The organism is Cupriavidus basilensis (genome assembly GCF_000832305.1).
In the GTDB taxonomy this organism is placed as follows: Bacteria; Pseudomonadota; Gammaproteobacteria; order Burkholderiales; family Burkholderiaceae; genus Cupriavidus; species Cupriavidus basilensis_F.
On record NZ_CP010536.1, the window covers coordinates 2,425,753 to 2,446,233 of the forward strand.

The 20,481-nt window shown below is 64.2% G+C and carries 19 protein-coding genes and 2 pseudogenes; 5 read left to right on the top strand and 16 right to left on the bottom strand.

What is annotated here, in order from left to right:
• Positions 1 to 8 precede the first annotated feature (8 nt).
• The gene (locus tag RR42_RS11335) at positions 9 to 623 is read left to right on the top strand and encodes a hypothetical protein (RefSeq protein ID WP_043346741.1); all 615 of its coding nucleotides are present in this window, start codon (positions 9 to 11) and stop codon (positions 621 to 623) included.
• Between the two features lie 182 nt (positions 624 to 805).
• Here RR42_RS11335 and RR42_RS11340 read toward each other — a convergent pair whose 3' ends face one another.
• From RR42_RS11340 to RR42_RS11360, 5 genes are all read right to left on the bottom strand, one after another.
• Positions 806 to 2,449, bottom strand: a complete 1,644-nt coding sequence (locus RR42_RS11340) for a long-chain-fatty-acid--CoA ligase (RefSeq protein WP_043346744.1) — start codon at positions 2,447 to 2,449, stop codon at positions 806 to 808.
• A gap of 134 nt (positions 2,450 to 2,583) precedes the next feature.
• Positions 2,584 to 3,720 (bottom strand): acyl-CoA dehydrogenase family protein, encoded by a 1,137-nt coding sequence (locus RR42_RS11345; RefSeq protein WP_043346746.1) that lies wholly within the window; start codon positions 3,718 to 3,720, stop codon positions 2,584 to 2,586.
• Between the two features lie 165 nt (positions 3,721 to 3,885).
• A complete protein-coding gene (locus tag RR42_RS11350; RefSeq protein WP_082054876.1) occupies positions 3,886 to 4,809 on the bottom strand; it encodes a TauD/TfdA dioxygenase family protein in 924 nt (307 codons plus the stop codon).
• Positions 4,810 to 4,922: 113 nt separating this feature from the next.
• Positions 4,923 to 6,224, bottom strand: coding sequence for an MFS transporter (locus tag RR42_RS11355; RefSeq protein WP_043346748.1), 1,302 nt, complete (start codon positions 6,222 to 6,224; stop codon positions 4,923 to 4,925).
• 121 nt (positions 6,225 to 6,345) lie between these two features.
• Positions 6,346 to 7,770 carry an aldehyde dehydrogenase family protein gene (locus RR42_RS11360; protein ID WP_043346750.1) on the bottom strand — a complete coding sequence of 475 codons (1,425 nt, stop codon included), beginning with the start codon at positions 7,768 to 7,770 and terminating at the stop codon, positions 6,346 to 6,348.
• Positions 7,771 to 7,923: 153 nt separating this feature from the next.
• On the opposite strand from RR42_RS11360, the gene RR42_RS11365 reads away from it, so the two are divergent.
• The gene (locus tag RR42_RS11365) at positions 7,924 to 8,844 is read left to right on the top strand and encodes a LysR family transcriptional regulator (protein WP_043346755.1); all 921 of its coding nucleotides are present in this window, start codon (positions 7,924 to 7,926) and stop codon (positions 8,842 to 8,844) included.
• A gap of 148 nt (positions 8,845 to 8,992) precedes the next feature.
• Here the strand turns inward: RR42_RS11365 and RR42_RS11370 are convergent, their stop codons facing one another.
• The 6 genes from RR42_RS11370 to RR42_RS11395 all read right to left on the bottom strand — a co-directional run bounded on the left by RR42_RS11370 (position 8,993) and on the right by RR42_RS11395 (position 14,869).
• Entirely contained in the window at positions 8,993 to 10,603 is a 1,611-nt protein-coding gene (locus tag RR42_RS11370) for an ABC-F family ATPase (RefSeq protein ID WP_043346757.1), read from the bottom strand.
• Positions 10,604 to 10,847: 244 nt separating this feature from the next.
• Positions 10,848 to 11,822 (bottom strand): muramoyltetrapeptide carboxypeptidase, encoded by a 975-nt coding sequence (gene ldcA, locus RR42_RS11375; protein WP_043346760.1) that lies wholly within the window; start codon positions 11,820 to 11,822, stop codon positions 10,848 to 10,850.
• The gene (tadA, locus tag RR42_RS11380) at positions 11,819 to 12,499 is read right to left on the bottom strand and encodes a tRNA adenosine(34) deaminase TadA (protein WP_082054877.1); all 681 of its coding nucleotides are present in this window, start codon (positions 12,497 to 12,499) and stop codon (positions 11,819 to 11,821) included. Before tadA ends, ldcA begins: the two co-directional genes overlap by 4 nt.
• A gap of 22 nt (positions 12,500 to 12,521) precedes the next feature.
• Positions 12,522 to 12,998, bottom strand: a complete 477-nt coding sequence (queD, locus tag RR42_RS11385) for a 6-carboxytetrahydropterin synthase QueD (protein WP_006159634.1) — start codon at positions 12,996 to 12,998, stop codon at positions 12,522 to 12,524.
• A gap of 67 nt (positions 12,999 to 13,065) precedes the next feature.
• The gene (gene queE / locus RR42_RS11390; RefSeq protein ID WP_043346766.1) at positions 13,066 to 13,713 is read right to left on the bottom strand and encodes a 7-carboxy-7-deazaguanine synthase; all 648 of its coding nucleotides are present in this window, start codon (positions 13,711 to 13,713) and stop codon (positions 13,066 to 13,068) included.
• Between the two features lie 250 nt (positions 13,714 to 13,963).
• Entirely contained in the window at positions 13,964 to 14,869 is a 906-nt protein-coding gene (locus RR42_RS11395) for a LysR substrate-binding domain-containing protein (protein WP_043346769.1), read from the bottom strand.
• 214 nt (positions 14,870 to 15,083) lie between these two features.
• Between RR42_RS11395 and RR42_RS11400 the strand changes: the two genes are divergently transcribed.
• Positions 15,084 to 16,286: an MFS transporter gene (locus tag RR42_RS11400; protein ID WP_043346771.1), complete on the top strand. Its 1,203-nt coding sequence runs from the start codon at positions 15,084 to 15,086 to the stop codon at positions 16,284 to 16,286.
• A 94-nt stretch (positions 16,287 to 16,380) separates the two neighbouring features.
• On the opposite strand, the gene RR42_RS11405 is transcribed toward RR42_RS11400, so the two are convergent.
• Positions 16,381 to 16,887, bottom strand: coding sequence for a DUF1993 domain-containing protein (locus RR42_RS11405; protein WP_043346774.1), 507 nt, complete (start codon positions 16,885 to 16,887; stop codon positions 16,381 to 16,383).
• Here RR42_RS11405 and RR42_RS40425 point away from each other — a divergent pair.
• Positions 16,886 to 17,053 (top strand): hypothetical protein, encoded by a 168-nt coding sequence (locus RR42_RS40425; protein ID WP_158408281.1) that lies wholly within the window; start codon positions 16,886 to 16,888, stop codon positions 17,051 to 17,053. The genes RR42_RS11405 and RR42_RS40425 overlap by 2 nt on opposite strands.
• A 44-nt stretch (positions 17,054 to 17,097) precedes the next feature.
• The gene (locus tag RR42_RS11410) at positions 17,098 to 17,499 is read left to right on the top strand and encodes a hypothetical protein (protein WP_043346777.1); all 402 of its coding nucleotides are present in this window, start codon (positions 17,098 to 17,100) and stop codon (positions 17,497 to 17,499) included.
• Positions 17,500 to 17,664: 165 nt separating this feature from the next.
• Here the strand turns inward: RR42_RS11410 and RR42_RS11415 are convergent, their stop codons facing one another.
• The 4 genes and pseudogenes from RR42_RS11415 to RR42_RS38555 all read right to left on the bottom strand — a co-directional run.
• Positions 17,665 to 17,904 carry a hypothetical protein gene (locus tag RR42_RS11415; RefSeq protein WP_043346781.1) on the bottom strand — a complete coding sequence of 80 codons (240 nt, stop codon included), beginning with the start codon at positions 17,902 to 17,904 and terminating at the stop codon, positions 17,665 to 17,667.
• A 278-nt stretch (positions 17,905 to 18,182) separates the two neighbouring features.
• Positions 18,183 to 19,193 carry a CBASS cGAMP-activated phospholipase gene (locus RR42_RS11420; RefSeq protein ID WP_043346784.1) on the bottom strand — a complete coding sequence of 337 codons (1,011 nt, stop codon included), beginning with the start codon at positions 19,191 to 19,193 and terminating at the stop codon, positions 18,183 to 18,185.
• Between the two features lie 450 nt (positions 19,194 to 19,643).
• A pseudogene (locus RR42_RS11425) lies at positions 19,644 to 20,126 on the bottom strand (MFS transporter); the annotation flags it as partial.
• 104 nt (positions 20,127 to 20,230) lie between these two features.
• Positions 20,231 to 20,445 (bottom strand): annotated as a pseudogene (locus tag RR42_RS38555) (c-type cytochrome); the annotation flags it as partial.
• Between the last annotated feature and the right edge of the window lie 36 nt (positions 20,446 to 20,481).

The window sequence follows — 20,481 nt, forward strand, 5'->3', positions numbered from 1 at the left end:
AGCGAGACATGACCGATCCGGTTTTTCATAAGACCGAGCAAGGCCAGGACGAAATCCGCGCGCGCGCGCGCAAACTGGACCATAAGCTGCGCGCCTTGCTGCTGATCGTCAATGGCGAGCGCCGACGCAGCGAGCTGCTGGCACAGACCGGCGGCATGGGCGTGGGGCCGGAAAGCATCGACGCCCTGCTGGCCGCCGGCCTGATCCGCGCGGAGCATGCGCCACAGCCTGCGGCAGCGGCGACCAGCCCCGCAAACCCGGGCACCAGCGTGGATCGCCACGGCGAGGCCAAGGCCGACAGCCTGTTTCCTATGCACGGCATGCGCGGTGCCGACGTGGCGTCATGGGACGACGCCTTGCCTGCGCCAGCCTCACCGCAACGCGCTGGCGGCACTTACCAGCAGCTTTATCACTTCTACACGGATGTCATCGGCCATCACCTGGGCCTGCGCGGCTACCTGCTGCAAGTCAAGGTGGAAAAGGCCGGCAGCCCGGCGGAACTGGCGGCGCTGCGCGACCCGCTATACAGCGCCCTGCACAAGGCCAAAGGGGAAATCACCGCCGGCGCCATCATCGACCAGCTCGACAAGATGGTGCGCGACGACGGGCATGCATCGGCCTGAGTGGCCTGGGTGGCCTGAGTGGCCGCAATGGATCCCTGCAGGGTGCACCACAAAAGCAAGAAGGGCCGCACATGGCGGCCCTTCTTGTTCGCTCGGCTGGCGCTGCGGCTTAGCCGTCGATACCCTGCGACTCCAGGTACTCGTCATACGTAAACACGCGGTCGTGCGAGACGAGCCTCATATCAGCCCGGAAGCGGGTAGTCCTTGAATGCCTGGCGCAGCCCGAGCTTGTAGAGCTTGCCGGTCGCAGTGAGCGGCAGGGATTCGACGAACACCACGTCGTCCGGCGTCCACCATTTGGCGATCTTTCCGTCCAGGTAGGCCAGTACCGTTGCCTTGTCTACCTCGGCGCCGGGCTTCTTCACGCAGATCAGCAGCGGGCGCTCCTGCCACTTCGGATGCGGCAGCGCAATCACGGCCGCCATCGCGATGCCGGGGCAGCCTACCGCCGCGTTCTCCAGGTCGATCGACGAAATCCATTCGCCGCCGGACTTGATGACGTCCTTCGACCGGTCGACCAGCATGACGTATCCGTCCGCGTCGATCGTGGCGATGTCGCCGGTATCAAAGAAGCCTTCGCTGTCCAGCAGGCCGCCGTCGCCCTTGAAGTAGCGAGCGACGATCCACGGGCCACTGACCATCAGCCGGCCGCTGGCCTTGCCGTCATGCGGCAGCCGCTGGCCCTCCTCGCCGACGATCTTGAGCTGCACGCCGTATACCGCACGGCCTTGTTTCATCTGGATGTCGTAGCGCTGCTCCGCGGACAACCCGGCGTGCTTGGGCAGCAGCCGGCAGACCACGCCAAGCGGGCTCATTTCGGTCATGCCCCAGGCATGCAGCAGGAACGTGCCGAAGTCCCGGTCGAAGCGCTCGATCATCATGCGCGGCGCGGCCGAGCCGCCTACCACCGCGTCTTTCAGACACAGCTCTTCGCGTGGCTTCAGGCCGTTGGCATCGACATACTGGAACAGCATCTGCCAGATCGTCGGGACACCGGCCGCCAGCGTGACCCGCTCGTCACGCAACAGCGCGTAGATGCTCTCGCCGTCCAGGTGCGGGCCCGGCAACACCAGCTTGGCGCCCGTCATTGCCGCCGCATACGGCAGCCCCCATGCATTGACGTGAAACAGAGGCACCACCAGCAGGATGGTGGCGTCGGCCGATGAACCAAGGGAGTCGGAAAGGCTGATGACCTGGTTATGCAGCACCGTCGAGCGGTGCGAGTACAGCACGCCCTTGGGGTTTCCAGTCGTTCCCGAGGTGTAACACAGCGTCGATGCCAAGCGCTCGTCAAACTGCGGCCAGGTGAAGGAAGGATCGGCGGGCGTATCGGCAAACAGGGTTTCGTAGCCAGCGAAATCGCGAATGGCGGGTGCCACCGCCTCTACGGATTCCTGGTCGCCCAGCGCGTAGAAGCGCTTGACGGTCGGCAAGCGCGATTGCAGCTTTTCGACCGAGGGCGCAAAAGCCAGGTCGAAAAACAGCATTTCGTCTTCCGCGTGGTTGACGATGTATTCGAGGTGCGCCGGCGACAGGCGCGGGTTGATCGTGTGCAGCACGGCGCCGATGCCCATGACCGCGAAATACAGTTCGAGATGGCGATAGGTATTGGTCGCCAGCGTCGCGACCATGCTGCCCTGCCTGACCCCTTTTTTCTGCAAGGCAAGCGCCAGGCGGCGCGAACGTTGACCGAGCTCGCGCCAATTGCAGCGATGGATGGGCCCTTCGGCCGTCCTGGTGACGATCTCGACGTTTGGGTGGAAGCGTTCCGCGTGCTCGAGTAACGATGAAATCAGCAGCGGCTTGTCTTGCATCTGGCCTAGCATGTTGTCTCCTGTCTTATCGGAGGTCGAATTGCCTCGATGAATCGAATGAAGGTCTATCTGGTCGCGATCGCGACTTGCGCCAACACCTGTTTCGTATGCTCGCCGACGGCCGGGATCGGCCGCGCGTGCAGTCCTTACAGGTTGCGGCTGATCAGTTCCTTCATGATCTCGTTGGCGCCGCCGTAGATGCGCTGCACGCGGGCATCGGCCCAGGCGCGCGTAATCGGGTATTCCCACATGTAGCCGTAGCCGCCGTGCAGCTGCACGCAGCGATCGAGCGCACGGAACTGCATCTCGGTGGTCCAGTACTTCGCCATTGACGCAGTGGCGGCATCGAGCTTGCCCTCCAGCACCAGTTGCAGGCACCGGTCCACGAATACGCGGCCCATCTCCAGCTCGGTACGGATGTCCGCGAGCGCGTGGGCCACCGTCTGGAATTCGCTGATCGGGCGCTTGAACGCCTTGCGGTCGCGCGTGTAGGCGAGTGTCCATTCGAGCCCGGCCTCGACCGCCGCAACCGCGGTGATTGCGATCTGCAGGCGCTCCCACGACAGCTCCCGCATCAGGTAGCCGAAGCCCTGGCCTTCATCGCCGAGCAGGTTGGCGACCGGCACGCGCACGTTGTCAAAGAACAGCTCGGCCGTGTCCTGTGCCTTCATGCCGGCCTTCTTCAGGCGCTTGCCCTTGGAAAATCCCGGCATCGAGGTGTCGACCACGAACAGGCTGATGCCTTTCGCCCCGGCCTGCGGATCGGTCTTGGCCACGACGATCACGAGGTCGGCATGCCAGCCGTTGGTAATGAAGGTCTTGGAGCCGTTCAGCAGGTAATGGTCGCCGTGGCGCACGGCCGTCGCCTTGATGCCTTGCAGGTCGGATCCGGTACCCGGTTCGGTCATCGCGATCGCGCCGATCATTTCGCCGGCGGCCATCTTTGGCAGGTACGCGGATTTCAAGTATTCACTGCCGTAGTGCTCGATGTACGGGGCAACGATTTCCGAGTGCAGGCCGAAGCCCAGGCCGGTACAGCCGGCGCGCGCCTGCTCTTCCATCAGCACCACGCTGTACAGCTTGTCGCCGCCAGCGCCACCGTACTGCTCGGGCATGCTGGCACACAGGAAGCCGGCCGCGCCGGCCTTCAGCCAGACGTCGCGGTCGACATAACCCTGCTCCTCCCAGCGCTCGTGGTGCGGGGCCACCTCCGTTTCCATGAAGCGGCGCGCGGCGGTGCGCAGCATCTCATGCTCTTCTGTAAATAGGGTGCGGGCTATCATGCGGTCACTCCAGTCTTGTCAACAGAAAAAGAGGGTGCGTCGTGACGCCTGTCATGACGCCTCCTTTGTCCGGCATGGGCAGCGCCTCAGTGCGATTTGCGCGCATTCGGCCTGCCTCCTGCGAGTTGCGAGGGATGGCTCAGGACCTGGCGCGCGTGCGGCGCCTCAGAACGGCGCGTCGCCGATGATGGTTGCGCGCAGCATCCGGCGGCGCGCGGGGAAGTAGTCCTGGATCGCGTAGTGCTGGGTGGAGCGGTTGTCCCAGAAGGCGATCGTGTTGTGGCGCCAGCGCAGGCGAACCTGGTATTCCGGCGCGTTCGCCTGGCGAAACAGGTATTGCAGGAGGTCCATCTCCTCGAGCCGGAAATCGAACCCGAATCGATATTGTCCTTCATGCTTTTCCAGGTAGTCCGCCAGATGCGTCGTGAAGGCCTCGTTCACATACAGGATCTTCTCGCCGGTCTCGGGGTGAATGCGAACGACGGGATGCGTTGCCGCGGGAAACTCCTGGCGACGGGCTTCACGCTGCTCGGCATTCATGCGCGAACCGAAGGCCGGCAGGATATCGTGGACAGCATGGAGGCCGGCAATCCGGTCACGCACCGCCGCAGGCAGGCCCGCGTGTACCGCAACCATATTCACCCAGAGCGTATCGCCTCCGACCGCCGGACATTCGAGGCAGCGCAGGATCGACCCCATCGAAGGCAGCTTGCGCCAGCTCACGTCGGTGTGGAAGATGTTCTCGCGTGCCGCCTGGGCGCTATCGCCACCCAACACCACGAGTTCCCGGTGGTCGGGATGATGGGGAAACACGGGATGCACCTCCAGCTCACCGAATCGGCTCGCCAGCGCGACCTGCTGCGCGGCACTGATGTCCTGGTCTCGAAAAAAGAGCACCTTGTGCTTCAGGAGTGCCGCGCGCAATGCAAGATACTGGTCGTCATCGAGCGGCATCCGCAGATCGATGTTGCCGATCTCCGCGCCGAGGCACGGCGCGATGGGGTCCACCGTGAAGGAGGTCTTCCGCACACCCGACCGGATGATGGCTGGACTCGTCAGATCAGCCGCCCACGTTTGTTGTTCGCTCATTCCATTCTCCTTTTGAGGCAGGCGGTACGGCGCTACCCGGACCGGCTCATTGAAATGACTGCTCTCGTTTGATGAAATCGGTTGAAGGTCAGTGTCGTTGTTTGCTTTGCCTGTCAGTGACTCGAGGCAGGTGCCTGGCCGGCATAGGCGCAACCAACCGTCGCACGCCGGCGGACCGACAATGCGGCCCTGGCTGGATCGATGGCCACAGCGCCCGCCAGAGCGCCGGCAACCATCAACAGCCCGCAGATGGCGAAGCCGGCCTCGTAGCCCTGGCTCCCCGTCATGCCTTGCACCAGGAAGCCGGTGACCAGCGGCGCCAATACACCGGCAAACGATGCGATGGAATTGTCGATGGCCAGGATGCCGCCGCGCTGGGAGACCGGCACCACTTCGGCCAGGATGGCGGGCCCCACCGCATACATGATTTGCGTCAGGCCGAGCGTGAGGCCGATCAGCGCTGCCCGCCACAACGGCGGCAATCCTCCCAGCCACACCAGCATGCATGCCACGCCACCGATGGCGACGACCGTTGCGGCCACGCGGCCACGCGCAGTCCTCGACGACACGCCACGCGCCAGGAGCTGGCGCACCAGCCACGATCCCGCGACACTGATCGGCAAGCTCGTCGCGATGAGCCCTGCATACAGCCGCCCGGATTCGACGGCGCCATACCCCAGGCCTTTCTGCAGATAGGCCGGCAGCCAGGTCAGCGTCAATGCCAGCCCCCAGTAGGAGACGAACTTCATGGCGATGCACGCCGCGACCGTTGGTTCCGCCAGCAGCGTGCGGTAAGGCACGTGCATGGTCTCCCTTTGCTCGCTATTCTCAGCTTCGGCGCCCCTGCCCTCCTTGCCAAAGGCGACCCAGAGCAGCGTCCACGCGAAGCCAATCACGGCCAGCGCGTAGAAGTTGGCGCGCCATCCCCAGTGTGCCGAGACCAGCGGCATGGCCATGCCCGCCAGCAGTAATCCGATGGCCCCCCCTTGTGCCAGGCAGGCCACCGGCAACTCTCGCTTCTCATTGGGGAACCACTTGTAGCAAGCATGTACCGCGACCGGCCACGCCGGACCTTCGGCAGCGCCCAACAGCACACGTGCCGCCACCAGCACTGCCAGGCTGGACGACATGGCCATCGGTACCTGCAACGCCGACCAGGCAAGTGCCATGACAAGAAGGATGCCTGTCGTGGGCAGGCGGTTCGCCATGAAGCCGCCAGTGATGCCGCCAATAGCGAAGAGCCAGAAGAAGCTGCTGCCGATCAGCCCGAACTGCGCGGGCGACAGGTTCAGCTCCGTCATCATCGGCACGGCTAGCAGGCCGACCGCAATCTTGTCTGCGAAATTGATGACCATGTAGACGACGAGCAGCAAGGCTGTGCGCCAGGCCATGACCGGTTGATAGGAGGGCGTCATGCAATCTCCAGCAGGGTGCGAGTACCCGGGCGGGCCACGTCGCAAGCGGCCGCCGGGGAAAACGGAAGGTGGGCTGAGTGGAATGCGGCGCAGGCCGCGCCGGACTGCGTGCGGCGCCGTGTCAGGGCGATGTCACGGTCTTGATCTCGAGGAATTCGGCCAGTCCTTCTGGCCCGCATTCCCTCCCGTTGCCGGAGGTCTTGCATCCGCCGAATGGCGCGGCGATGTCCAGCATGGCACCGTTGAGGAGGACGGTGCCCGCGCGAAGACGCGCTGCCACGCGGCGCGTGCGGTCGGCGTCCGTGCCCGCAACGTAGGCCGCCAAGCCGTAATCGGTGTCGTTGGCAATGGCGATTGCCTCTTCCTCGCTGTCGTATGGGATCATCACGAGTACTGGCCCGAAGATCTCCTCGCGCGCTATCGCCATGTCATTGTGGACGTCGGCGAAAATGGTCGGCCTGGCATAGAAGCCAAGCTCTAGCCCCTCCGGCCGCCCGGGCCCGCCTGCGGCCAACCGTGCGCCTTCCGCCTGGCCAACGCGGATCATGCGCTGCACCTTCTCATACTGGGCGCGGTTCGAGACTGGACCCATGTCGGTCTGCGCAGCGGCGGGGTCGCCCACGCGAATGCCGTTGGCTGCAGCAGCAGCCATGGTCACCGCCTCCTCATAACGCTGGCGCGGCACTAGGATGCGCGTGGGCGCGATGCATGTCTGGCCCGCGTTCAACATGCCTTGCGCCACACTGGTCGCGACTGCCGCCTGCAGATCGGCGTCATCGAGGATGATTAAGGCGGACTTGCCGCCCAATTCCTGTGCGACGCGTTTGACGGTGGCGGCTGCGTTGCGGGCCACTTCCACACCGGCGCGTGTCGATCCGGTAATGGAAATCATGTCCACGTCGCGATGCGACGACAGCGCGGCCCCGACCACCATGCCATCGCCGAACACCATGTTGAACACGCCCGCCGGCACGCCGGCCGCATGCAGAATTTCGGTGAACAGCACCGCATCCAGCGGAGCGATCTCTGACGGCTTGAGCACCATCGTGCAGCCTGCGGCGAGCGCCGGCGCCACCTTTGCAGCGATCTGGTTCAGTGGCCAGTTCCATGGGGTGATCAGCGCCGCCACGCCGATCGCCTCGCGGCGGATCCGGCTGCGGCCGCGCTCGCCCTCGAACTCGAAGCCACGCAACGCCTCCGTGGTTCCCTGGATCTGGCCAAGACCGATAGGCACCTGAAGCATGTTGCAAAGGGTTGCTGGGGCCCCCATCTCCTGCCGCACCGCATCGGCCAGCTCGCCGAAGCGCGCCTGGTAGCAGGCCATCACGCGCTCCAGCAGCGCGATACGGGCCTCGCGCGTGGTCTCCGACCACGCGGGCAGCGCCGCCTTCGCGGCCTGCACCGCGAGCCCCGCGTCCGCGGCGCTCCCCATGGCAACCTTACCGATCGCCGCCTCGGTCGCAGGGTCGATGATGTCGACGTACGTTGCGCCCGCGGACGGCGCCACCCATTCGCCATTGATGTAGAACCTGTCCAGCACCTTCATGTTGTCTCCATATTTATTCGTCTCGCCGCTTGACGGTTGTCGAGGCGTCCCGTTCGTCGCCGGAACTTGATGCGCTCACTGTAGAATTCCCATCTTGATTCGTCCAATGCATAATCTACATCCACTCAATGCGCTAGACACATCGGACCCCGTATGGATCTTCGTCGCCTTAGCCACGTCGTAGCCCTCGCTGAGGAGTTGCATTTCGCGCGCGCTGCCGCGCGCGTCCACCTCAGCCAACCGGCGTTCAGTCGCAGCATTCAGGCCATCGAAGCGGAACTCGGTCTGCGCTTGTTCGAGCGCGGCGACGCCGACGTCCGCCCGACGCCAGCGGGGCAATTTGTGATCGAAGGTGCGCGCAAGCTCCTGTTCGACGCCCGTTGCCTGCAGCGAGACATCGGCCTTTATCGGGACGTGGAGTTGGGCGACACGGCCTTCGGCGTCGGACCGTTCCCGGCAGTCACACTGATGCCGGGCGTCTTGTCTGAATTGCGAAAACGCCACCCCAAAGTCCGCTTGCGGGTGGAGGAAAGCAACTGGGAGCAGTTGCTGGAACGGCTGCGCGCGGAAAGTATCGAGTTCTTTGTCTCTGACACCAATGTGCTTCCCGATGAAGCCGCGCTAACTATCAGGCTCCTGCCTGCGCAGCAAATCGAGCTCTACGCTCGCGCGGGTCATCCGTTGGCTGGCAGCCGATGCACTTTTGCTGAGATCTGGCAATTCGGGCTGGCATCGGCTACGCCCCCGGCCACGATGAGGGCTGAGCTCGCGGCAGCCTTGCAACTATCTTCAAGCGCCACGGTGCCAGCGCTGGAATGCGACAACTTCGGCATCCTGCGCACCGTGGCGCTCAGCACGGATTCCGTTCTGGCAAGTCCTCACGCACTTGTCGCGGCCGACGTCGAAGCCAACGCCTTGGTCAGGCTTGAGGTGACGGATGCGCCGACGCTGATCGTGCGCCCGGGGATCGTTTCGCTGACGGGACGAACACCTTCGCCCATGGCCAGATGCGCCATGGAATGCATAGAACGGGTAGCGAGCGGCTCGTCGGAATCCGCCGCCGGGCAGGCATGACGCGACGGCGACACCGCGCCTGACGCTGCACGCCCTGCATGACATCAGGAATGGGACAACTCGCGTTCGCCCTCCGCAGCGAGATGCGCAAAAGAAACAAAAAGGGCCGCCCGAAGGCAGCCCCATTTGCTTGCAGAGAAATGACTGCTTAGCCGTCGATGCCCTGCGATTCCAGGTACTCGTCGTACGTACCCAGGTAGTCGGTCAGCGTGCCATCGTTGCGCACTTCGATCACGCGCGTGGCCAGGCCGCTGACGAACACGCGGTCGTGCGAGACGAAGACCAGCGTGCCGGTGAACTTGTCCAGCGCGATCTGCAGCGATTCGATGGATTCCATGTCCATGTGGTTGGTCGGCTCGTCGAGCGCCAGCACATTGTGGCGGCCCAGCATCAGCTTGCCCCAGATCATGCGGCCCTTCTCGCCGCCGGACAGCACCTTGACCGACTTCTTGATGTCGTCGGCCGAGAACAGCAGGCGGCCCATGGTGCCGCGCAGCGACTGGTCGTCGTCGCCGGCCTGGGTCCACTGGCTCATCCAGTCGATCAGGTCGCGGTCGACCGGGAATTCCTCGAAGGTGTCCTGCGGCATGTAGCCGACATTGGCGTTCTCGGCCCACTTGATGGTGCCGCGATCGACTTCCACGCCGCCCTTGACGGTGCTGCCCAGCAGGCTGCGCAGCAAGGTGGTCTTGCCGGCGCCGTTTTCGCCAATGATGGCCACGCGCTCGCCGGCCTGGATCGCGATCGACAGGTTGTTGATGACCTTGCGATCGTAGGTCTTGGTCACGCCCTCGGCTTCCACGGCCAGGTTGTGCAGCTTCTTGTCGAACTCGAAGCGGATGAACGGGTTCTGGCGCGACGACGGCTTGATGTCCTCGACCTTGATCTTGTCGATCTGCTTCAGGCGCGAGGTCGCCTGGCGGGCCTTGGACTTGTTGGCCGAGAAGCGGCGCACGAAGTCCTGCAGCTCGCCGATGCGCTCCTTGGCGCGCGTATTGGCCGCCAGCTGGCGCTCGCGAGCCTGCATGGAGGCTTCCATGTAGTCGTCGTAGTTGCCCGGGTAGACCTTGAGCGTGCCGTAGTCCATGTCGGCCATGTGCGTGCACACGGAGTTCAGGAAGTGGCGATCGTGGGAGATGATGATCATGGTGGAATTGCGCTCGTTGAGCACTTCTTCCAGCCAGCGGATCGTATTGATGTCGAGGTTATTGGTCGGCTCGTCGAGCAGCAGCACGTCCGGGTTCGAGAACAGGGCCTGTGCCAGCAGCACGCGCAGCTTCCAGCCCGGCGCCACGTTGCTCATGGTGCCCTGGTGCTGGTCGGTGGGGATGCCCACGCCCAGCAGCAACTCGCCGGCGCGCGCTTCGGCCGTATAGCCGTCGTACTCGGCATACTTGGCCTCCAGCTCGGCGGCCTTCATGTAGTCTTCGTCGGTGGCTTCCGGGTTGGCGTAGATCGCGTCGCGCTCGGCGGCGGCGGCCCACATCTCGGTGTGGCCCATCATGACCACGTCCAGCACGCGCATGTCTTCATAGGCGAACTGGTCCTGGCGCAGCTTGCCCAGGCGCACGCCCGGCTCCAGCATGACGGTGCCGGCGGACTGTTCGAGGTCTCCGCCGAGGATCTTCATGAAGGTGGACTTGCCGCAACCGTTCGCGCCGATCAAGCCGTAGCGGTTGCCCTCGCCGAACTTGACCGAGATATTCTCGAACAACGGCTTGGGGCCGAACTGCATGGTGATGTTTGCGGTAGAAAGCACGTCTGGGACCTTGTATGGATGATGAGGCGCGGGACTTGCCGCGCTTGCCTCGGGCTGCCGCCCTGCTGATGGCTGTGCAAATTGCGGATTGCTTAGTGCTGATCGCTTGATTTGCTTCGCTGCGTGGACGGCGCAAAGCCAGGCATGGCAACCTGGTGGCGCGTTGGCGCGAGGCCCGGGCAGGGAATTCGGGAAACAACCCGCGATTTTACCACTGGCGGGCAAAGGAACGAAGCGATAAGCCTCAGATGTGGGCGCAAGGCGCCGCTTTCAACACCGGGTAACCCGACAGCGACAGCGAAAATCCATCCGCACGTGCGCTCAACTGCGCCTGCCCTCCTACCGGCAGGGTCAGCTTGCGCGGGCAGTGGCCGAACGGCAGGCCGGTGAGGACCGGCACCGCCAGGCGCTCCTGCATGTATGCCACCACGGCGGGCAGGTCATAGCCGTTGTCGTAATCCGTCACGCGGTAATTGGAAAAGTCGCCCAGCAGGACCGCGCGCTGCGCGCCAAGCACGCCAGCCTGGTCCAGCTGCAGCAGCATGCGCTCGACCCGGTAAGGCGGCTCGTTGACGTCTTCCAGGAACAGGATGCCGCCCTGCACCGCCGGCATGAACGGCGTGCCCAGCAAGCTGCACAGCATCGCCATGTTGCCGCCCCACAGCGTGCCCGACAAGGCGCCCGTGAAAGGCTGGCCGCCAGCCTGCGGCGCATCCACGTCGATGGAGTACGCCGGATCGCGCAGCACGCCGTTGAAGTGCTGCCACATGAACGGGTCGACCACGTCCGCGCCAAAATCCGCCAGCAGCATCGGGCCGGCAAAGGTGACGCCACCGGTGGCCGCCAGGTACGCGAGCTGGAAGGCCGTGAAATCGCTGTGGCCGACGATGGGCGTCTGGCTGGCGCGCGCCTGCTCGGCGATGCGGGCAAAGTCCACCTGCTCCAGCAGCCGCGCAATTCCGTAACCGCCGCGCACAGCCAGCGTCAGCTCGTGCGGCGCGCCGGTGCCGATGGCATGCAGGTCGGCCAGCCGTTCGGCATCGCTGCCGCCAAAGCGCAGGTAGCGGCGCGCCAGCACATCCGGGTTGCCGACATGAAAGCCCTGCCCCTTGAGCCAGGCGCAGCCGCGCGCGGCGATGGCGACGTCGTGCGGATAGCCGGAAGACGCGATCAGGCGGACTTCGGTGGCTGGCGTGGGCGTAGGCGTGGGCTGGCTCATGCGTCGGGGTTCTGGCTTGGATCGGTGTCGGTGGCGGCAGCGGCGCAGTGCGCGCAGGCAGGCGCATCGCTTGCCCGCGCAACCTGCGCGGCTTCTTGTACGGCTTCTTGTACAGCCTCTTGCGCGGCTTCTTGCGCCGCTTTCTGCGCGGCCTTCTGCGCCCGGCGCCTGCCGCCGAAGAAATCCTTCAGCATGCGCGAGCACGCGTCGGCCATCACGCCGCCGGCAATGGTGGTCTGGTGATTGAGCTGCGCCTGCTCGAACAGGTTCAGCACACTGCCCGCGGCGCCGGTCTTGGGATCGGTGGCGCCAAACACCACGTGACGAATCCGCGCATGCAGGATCGCGCCGCTGCACATCACGCAGGGTTCCAGCGTCACGTACAGCTCGCACTCCGGCATGCGGTAGTTGCCGATCACGCGGGCAGCGGCGCGCAGCGCCTGCATTTCAGCGTGCGCGGAAGGATCGACCGAGCGGATCGGCAGGTTGTGGCCGCGCGCGATGATGGTGTCGTTCCACACCACGACCGCGCCCACCGGGACTTCGCCGGCGGCTTCGGCCAGGCGCGCCTCGTCGAGCGCGGCCTGCATATAGCGGCGGTCGCGCTCCAGGGCGGGGTCCATGGACAGATCCGGGCTTGCCAGGCTGGCCTCGGGCGGCAGGGTCGGCTCGGTCATCGCGGCTGCATCATGCGGCGAGTCAGTCCTGCGCCGGCAGGCTGAAGGCAGCGCTGACCTCGGCCCAGCAGTTCGGGGTCTCGAACAGCACCAGGCGGGTGAGCTGCAACTGGTGCCCGAAGCAATCCTTGAACACCGGGGCAAGCATGTCGAAGGCGATCTGGGCCAGGTTCTCCACGGTCGGGATGGCATCGAGCACCACCGTCTTGTGCCCGTCCATGGTCTGCAGGAAGTTCAGCAGCGCGGTATCGCCGCGATGGATCAGGAAGGCGTGGTCCCACTTGGACACCAGGTGCTCCGTGGCCAGCGCCTTGATATCGCTGAAGTCCAGGATCATGCCCTCATCCGAGGCGCCGGCGCGATGCAGCACCTCGCCTGACAGCGTCAGGTCCAGGCGATAGCGGTGGCCATGGATGTTGCGGCACTGGCCACCATGGTTGGGAATGCGGTGGCCGGAGTCGAACTCCAGCCGGCGGGTAATGGAAACTTGCTTGTTCATGTGGGCCAATGGGTGCCGAGGTGTGCCGGCGCGTACCGGCGCTATTTGCGCGATTTCCGCGATTTGCTTACCGGATGCCGAGCAGCTTGTGGGTCTGCAGCGAAAGGCGCCAGAGCGGACGGCGCTGGCAGAATTCCACCGCCAGCGCGGTATTTTGCCGTGCCAGCGGGCCATCCATGGCCTGCACCAGGAAATAGCGGAAATCAAGGTGCTCGTATGCGGCGAAATCCTGGCCATCCTGCGGGATCACCACCTTGAGTTCGTCGCCGCGCCTGACCACCAGTTCGGCGCCCATCTTGGGGCTCACGCAAACCCAGTCGATGCCCTCGGGCACCGGCAATGTGCCATTGGTCTCGATGGCGATCTCGAAGCCGCGTGCATGCAGCGCGTCGATCAGCGGCGCATCCAGCTGCAGCAGCGGCTCGCCGCCCGTGCAGACCACCAGCGCATGCCCGGCGGCGTTGCCATCCACGGCCTGCGGCCACTGGGCCGCGATCTTGTCGGCGAGCGCCTCGGCGGTGCGGTACTTGCCGCCCTCGGTGCCATCGGTGCCAACGAAGTCCGTGTCGCAGAACTGGCAGACCGCGCTGGCACGGTCTTCCTCGCGCCCGCTCCAGAGATTGCATCCGGAGAAGCGGCAGAACACGGCTGCGCGGCCCGCGTTGGCGCCTTCGCCCTGCAGTGTGTAGAAGATTTCCTTGACGGCGTAAGTCATGCTGGCTGGTAAAGCTCTGGTAGCTTTTATAGGTGGTGCTGTGGGTGGTGCAGTGAGGCAGCCGGTGCACGGCGCGCGGCGAATGCCGGGCTGGCAACTGGCGACGAGTGGCGGCTGAGTGGCGACTATTGGCCAGGAAACTGCGGCGAACTCGCTATTTTCGCACAGGAGCGCAATCCGCTCCAGCCGCCTCCTTGATTTCCCCTATTGCCAAGGCCACGCCGAGGCGCTGGCCTTGGCCCGCGCCGGCCTAAAGTTGCGCCCACGCCGCCTCGCGCAGCCTGCCGCCCACAAAATCCAGGAAGCTGGCGATGCGCGCCGAGAGCTGGGTATTGAGGTAGTAGACGGCGTTGATCGACTGACGCTCGTCAATGGTGTGCGCCATCAGCACCTGCACGAGGTCGCCGCGGCGCCGGTCCGCGTCGGTCATGAAATCCGACAGGCAGACCAGGCCCTCGCCCGCCAGTGCCAGCTGGCGCAGGGTTTCGCCGCTCGATGCCGACAAATGCGGCGTGATCTGCACCTCCTCGCCCACGGCGCCGCGCAAGGGCCAGCGATTGAGCGATTCGGGCTGGTTAAAGCCGATCAGGCTGTGGCCGGCAAGATCCGCCACGCTTTCCGGGCGGCCCCGCGCCTTGAGATAGGCCGGGCTGGCCAGCACGCGCACACGGCTGCTGGCCAGCGCACGCGCATGCAGGGTGGAGTCCCGCAGCGTGCCGATACGGATCGCCACGTCGGTACGATGTTCGAGCAGGTCGATGATCTGGTCGTTGGTATTGAGCTCCAGCTCGATTTCCGGATACGCCCGGCGGAATTCCCCGATCAGCGGCACGATCACGTGCAGCATGAACGGGGATGCCGCGTTGACCCGCAGCCGTCCCGCCGGCCGCTGGCGGCGCACGGCCATCTGCTCCTCCGCCAGTTCCACCGAAGCCAGGATCGCGCGCGCGTGGGCCAGCAGTGCCTCGCCCTCCTCGCTCAGCGCCAGCCGGCGCGTGGTCCGGTGCAGCAGGGTGGTGCCCACCTTGTCTTCCAGGCGGCTCAGCGCACGGCTGATGCCGGAGACGGTCTGCCCCAGTTGCTCGGCCGCAGCCGTGATGGAGCCGCTGTCCACGACGGTGGCAAAAGCCTGCAGTTCTTCAAGAGTGATCTTCATTGTTGAATATTAAGCAAACATTCAACGAAAATCTCGCCCGGCCCTGCAATAAAGGCCGTAGCCGGCGACTTGCGGCCTGCCGGCGCGAACCACCCGTCCCGCGAGCCGCTCTTGAATATTTATCAAGTATCTTATCCAGATACCCCACTTAATCAGCAAGAAAGACAGCGGCAAACTGCGTCCATCCCAATTCCGGACGCTCCTGGAGCCCACCATGCCCATTGCCCTGTTCGCGCTGACCATCAGTGCGTTTGCCATCGGGACCACCGAATTCGTCATCGTCGGCCTGATCCCCACCATCGCCGCCGATCTGCACATTACCCTGCCGTCGGCCGGCCTGCTGGTCAGCCTCTATGCGCTCGGCGTGGCCATCGGCGCCCCCTTGCTGACCGCCCTCACCGGCCGCCTGCCGCGCAAGGCGCTGCTGCTGTCGCTGATGGCCCTGTTTACGCTGGGCAACCTGCTGGCGTGGAAGGCGCCCGGCTATGAATCGCTGATCCTGGCGCGTATCCTGACCGGCCTCGCCCACGGGGTGTTCTTCTCGATCGGCTCCACCATCGCCACCAGCCTGGTGCCGAAGGAGAAGGCCGCGAGCGCCATCGCCATCATGTTCACCGGCCTGACCGTGGCGCTCGTCACCGGCGTGCCGCTGGGCACCTTTATCGGCCAGCATTTCGGCTGGCGCGAGACCTTCCTCGCGGTGTCGGCGCTTGGCCTGGTCGCCTTTGTCGGCAGCCTGATGTTTGTCCCGGCCAACATCCGCCACGGCGCCCCCGCCTCGTTGCTGCAACAGGCCAAGGTACTGGCCGAACCGCGCCTGCTGCTGGTCTACGCCAAGACCGCGATCGGCTATGGCGGCTCGTTCATCCCCTTCACCTTCCTCGCCCCCATCCTGCAGGACGTATCGGGCTTCAGCGCCGGCGCGGTCGGGCTGGTGATGCTGGTGTACGGCGTATCGGTCGCGGCGGGCAACATCTGGGGTGGCCGCCTGGCCGACCGCCACGGCCCCATCGCCGCGCTCAAGATCGTGTTCCTGCTGCTGTCCATCGTGCTGTTCGCGCTGACCTTCACCGCGCCGCACCGCTGGCTGGTGGTCCTGACCGTGCTGGCCTGGGGCGCCGTCGCCTTCGGCAATGTGCCGGCGCTGCAGGTCTATGTGGTCAAGCAGGCGCAGCGCTATGCGCCGGGTGCCGTCGATGTGGCATCGGGCCTCAATATCGCCGCGTTCAACCTGGGCATCGCCGGCGCGGCCTGGGCCGGCGGCCTGATCGTGACCCATATGGGCCTGATGCATACGCCGTGGATTGGCGCGCTGGTGGTACTGGCGGCGCTTGGCCTGACCGTGTTGAGCGGGCGGCTGGACCGGCTGGAGCAACACCCATTGAGCGAGCGCAAGCTGGCCGCCACCCGGGCTTGACCCCTGCGCATCACGCCTGTTCCAGCACGGATGCGCCGCCGCGCCGCTTCGGACCCAGACAAGGCAAGGCTTGATGTCCCGATTCCCCGCCAGATCAGGACAGGCCGAGATAGTCGCGCTTGCCCACCGGCACGCCCTTGTGGCGCAGGATGTCGTAGGCCGTGGTCACATGAAAATAGAAGTTCGGCAGCACAAAGCCCAGCAGGTAGGACTTGCCATCGAAGGTGACGGGCTCGGGGCGCAGCTTGAGCTCGATGGTGCGCGTTTCGCTGCCCTCGAGCTGGGCGGGCTGGATGGTGTTCAGGAAGGCCACCGTCCTGGCGATGCGCTCCTGCAGTTCGGGGAAGGTGGTTTCGGTGTCCGCAAAAGACGGCATCTCGATGCCGGCCAGCCGCGCCGCGCAACCCTTTGCGCTGTCGCTGGCGCGCTGCACCTGTGCCGGCAGCGGGTCCATGTCCGCCACCAGGCGGGTCTGGATCAGCTCCGCCGGGTCCATGCCCTGCGCCTGCGCGAATGCGGCGCCCTTGTCCAGGATGGCCGACAAGCTGCCGAAAGCCCGGATAAAGGCCGGGATTGATACTTCATACATCGAGAGCGACATGGATGTGTCCTTGAATGGTGATTGCCAGACGCGGCATCCCGCCAGCGCGCGAATTGCGCCGCAGCCGGTTGCACGACACGGCGAGGATAAACCTTCCGGCGGTTTCTCGCCGGCCGGCCGGTTCAATCGCGGCAAGGGCCAGCGCCCGGCGGGGCTCTTGATTTAAGATATCCCCTCCCCTCCGGATGAAGCGCACATCGCCTCGATGACATGAACGCCCCCTTTCCGATTCGCAAGGAGTGTCCGCCAGGCGCCTGCACATGCGGTCGCGAAGCGCTGCTGGACGACCCGCAATCCGACATGCGGATCCTGCGGCTGACCCGGGAAGAGGAAAAGCGACTGATCGCCCGCCTGGAAAGCCTGTCGAGCCTTGCCGAGCTCAAGGACATGGAAAAGCGCATGCATGCGCAACTGGGCATCGTGCTGACGATCACGCCCAGCATCCACGAAGTGCGTACGGTGCGCGGTATCAACATCCAGGTGGAAGAGCAAACCGGGTTGTGCCGCAAGACCAGGCAGGCGATTCCCGCGGCGATACGCCGTTGCCTTGAGACAAAGCCGGAACTAGCGTACGCGATCCTGAATGCACACGACTTGCTGGGCGGTGCCTGAGGCCTTTCCCCCCATTCCACGCCTCATTCCGCCACGATCTTCCTGTCGCTGGAGAAGGTTCGTTCATCATGGGATACGAGAGCCGGCGGCCGCCCGGGCGGAGGACGCCCCGGCGGCCGGCATGGAATGACAATCGCGCAAACACCTTGCGCGACTGGAATGCCGTCAGACGACAGACAGGGGCGAAGGCGACAGATCGAGCATGATACGCAGTTCGACGTTGTCCGGATTGCGCGGCTGCCAAACGCGACCGATGACCACAAAGATGATCGGCTGTCCCGGGAACTGAATCAGGTCGCCGATCACGGGTGTTATCGCGCCGGTGTGGGGTGTCAGGTCCAAGTCGATGTCTCTTGCCGCGGCTTGAGCGGCTGGGGTGAACTCAAGGGTGATCGTGAGCTTCATATGGACCCGTTCGTGGTTGAGAATATTGGATCATTGGATTCCTCCATTCTTCCACATTGCGCTGGCCCGCTCCTGCGCCACCGCGACCTGCCTGCGCGGCGAATGTGCTTTGTCTGTCTGGTGTCCTGAATCACAAATTCGTTGAGTAAGTCGTCCGATAAGACGCACGATCCGTCGTCACGAATGCTCGCAAGGCACCAGCCTTGCTGCGCTTCGCTCCTAGGCTCGCACGCCTTCTCGGACAACTTATTTCTTCAACGAATTTCAGACTCACGACACTAGTTCTTCTGATTGGTGTGTTCGCCGTAGTAGAACATTGCCGAGCGAGCTGCGTGGGTTAGAAAAGATCGGCAATCTTCGTTTCCGAGGCAGATCTTGGAGCGTTCCGTCGCGGCGCCAAGCAATACCTCCCTCGCCGCGCTGTCGGCCCTGTCAAGGGCGACAGCGCGTGCGCGCTGGTCGGTGAGATCGTCATCGACAAGGAAATAGCGCTTTGAGAGCAGATGCGAAAGCATGAAATCGCTCAGTGCCTCCTGTACCGATATCGACAAGCCAAACACTCTCTTCGGCATGTTTGCCGGATTGACGCCTCCCCAGTCATATGTCCCGCCCTCCCGGTTTCGACGTGGGTTGACGGTGAATTTCGATGACATGGTACCGACCGCCATCACGTGAATGCTATCTGTCGGCTGCCCCATGGACGACTGCGCTTCATGGACCGCGAGCATGCCCGGCGCATTGGCGTACAGACCGCCGTCAACATATTGATTGTTGTTGAACGTATATCGTGGGAAGTATGCAGGCGCGGCGCTGGTCGCCATAGCGACATCCACCAGCCGGCACTTATGATCTCGCTTGAAATCCGGATGATGCGGCGTCTTGAAAATCTGCGGCCTGCCCGTCGAGTAATTGATCACCGGTATGATGACCGGATGCCTGCATGCTCCGAGGACTTGATCGCCAAATATCATCTTGTCGCGAAGCAGCGCCTGCAAAGGCGCGGAAGAAAATGGTGCGCGCCAGATTCCCGCCAGAGACCAGCGCCGCTTGAAGATCAATCCCCCATGACTGGCGAGAAGTTCAACAATGCGCTGCGCAGGGATTTCCATCGCAATGGCCAATGCCAGGATGCCACCAATCGATGTGCCCGTCACAAGATCGAACCGGGTGGCGATTGGCGCGCCGATCTCGTCTTCGAAGTCAGCTAGCAATTTGGCCGTATAAAGGCCTCGGAAGCCTCCGCCTGACAGCGCCAGGATCTGAAACCGTCCGGAGTCTGCATTTGTCATTCGGGACCTCCTCGCCGGGTTCTCGGTAACACGCCTTTATCCCGTTGCGTCAACGTGCAGCAGGAAGCATGATAATCATTTCTCGACACAGTTGTCAGCATTCCGAAATGCAGCCTGACGCTGGCGCCGAGCGAGCAGATGGTCAACGAGGGCATGCAAGCCCAGGCCGGCGGCGCGCGACAGCTCAAACAAGCCCTGATGCCATTGTCCGAGGCGGCCAAGCAGACGGTGGCGATCGAAGCGCGCAGCAGATAGCGCTTGAGAGCGAAGCGTAGCCGCGTCGGTCCTTCGCAGGCGAAAAATGCCCGTGCGCGTTTCGCATCGCAAAAACCGCGTATGCGATGCCGTCGCTATGCCTGCTATTCGAAGCACATCGATGGGCGACTAAATCGCAGCTGAATTCGGTGTCCATCTGCGCTCCAAGCGCGCGCGCCGGGCGCCTGCGCCTGTTTAAACTCCGAGCGCGTATGCACCCGTTGCCAAAGCGGCCCTGGTGCAATCCGGAGCGGCGTCCGCGCCGATGCTGGCGCCGAGACCATATTGCTTGGACAGCGCGCCGATCAGGAAGGGAAAGAGTGCGCCGACAGCCCGGCCGAAGTTGTAGCAAAAACCCTGGCCGGAGCCACGCACCCGCGTCGGGAACAGTTCGGTCAGGAACGCGCCCATGCCGCTGAAAATGCCCAAAGCGAAAAAGCCGAGCCAGAACATGGCGCCGTTGCTCAGCGGCAGCATCGTGTAGCCAAAGGCAACCGTCATCGAACCCACCGCGAAGAGAATGAAGTTCGGCTTGCGGCCAAGCCTGTCGGTCAGATAGGAACTGACGAGGTAGCCGATCCACGAGCCGAAGATGATCAAGGCCAGGTATTCCCCCGTCCCCATCACCGTCAGGTGACGCTCGGTCTTCAGGCACGTCGGCAGCCAGGTCGTGAAATAGGTGGCTGGTTGAGCCGCTGTGACGGCGCGCCGGCTGAGCCCAGAGGCAGCCGCCAGCCTTGCAACTGGCGGCCTTCCCTGGTGTTTTCGCGCCCCGATACGGCTCAGGGCTTCTTTGGCCGTACTGCGTCCGCCGTACCCTGGATGAAAGCCTGAATCTTCACCACGTCCTGCTCGGTCAGCTTGCCGGTGAAATCCGGCATGCCCTGCGGTACGAAGGGACCGTTGAACACGATCTTGCCCAGGTTCTCGATCAGGCCGGACCCGACGTAAGCCAGATTGGGGAGTTCGCCGCCTTGTCCACCCCCGGCACGCCATGATTGGCCACGCCGGCCGGATCCATTTCAGGCAGCAA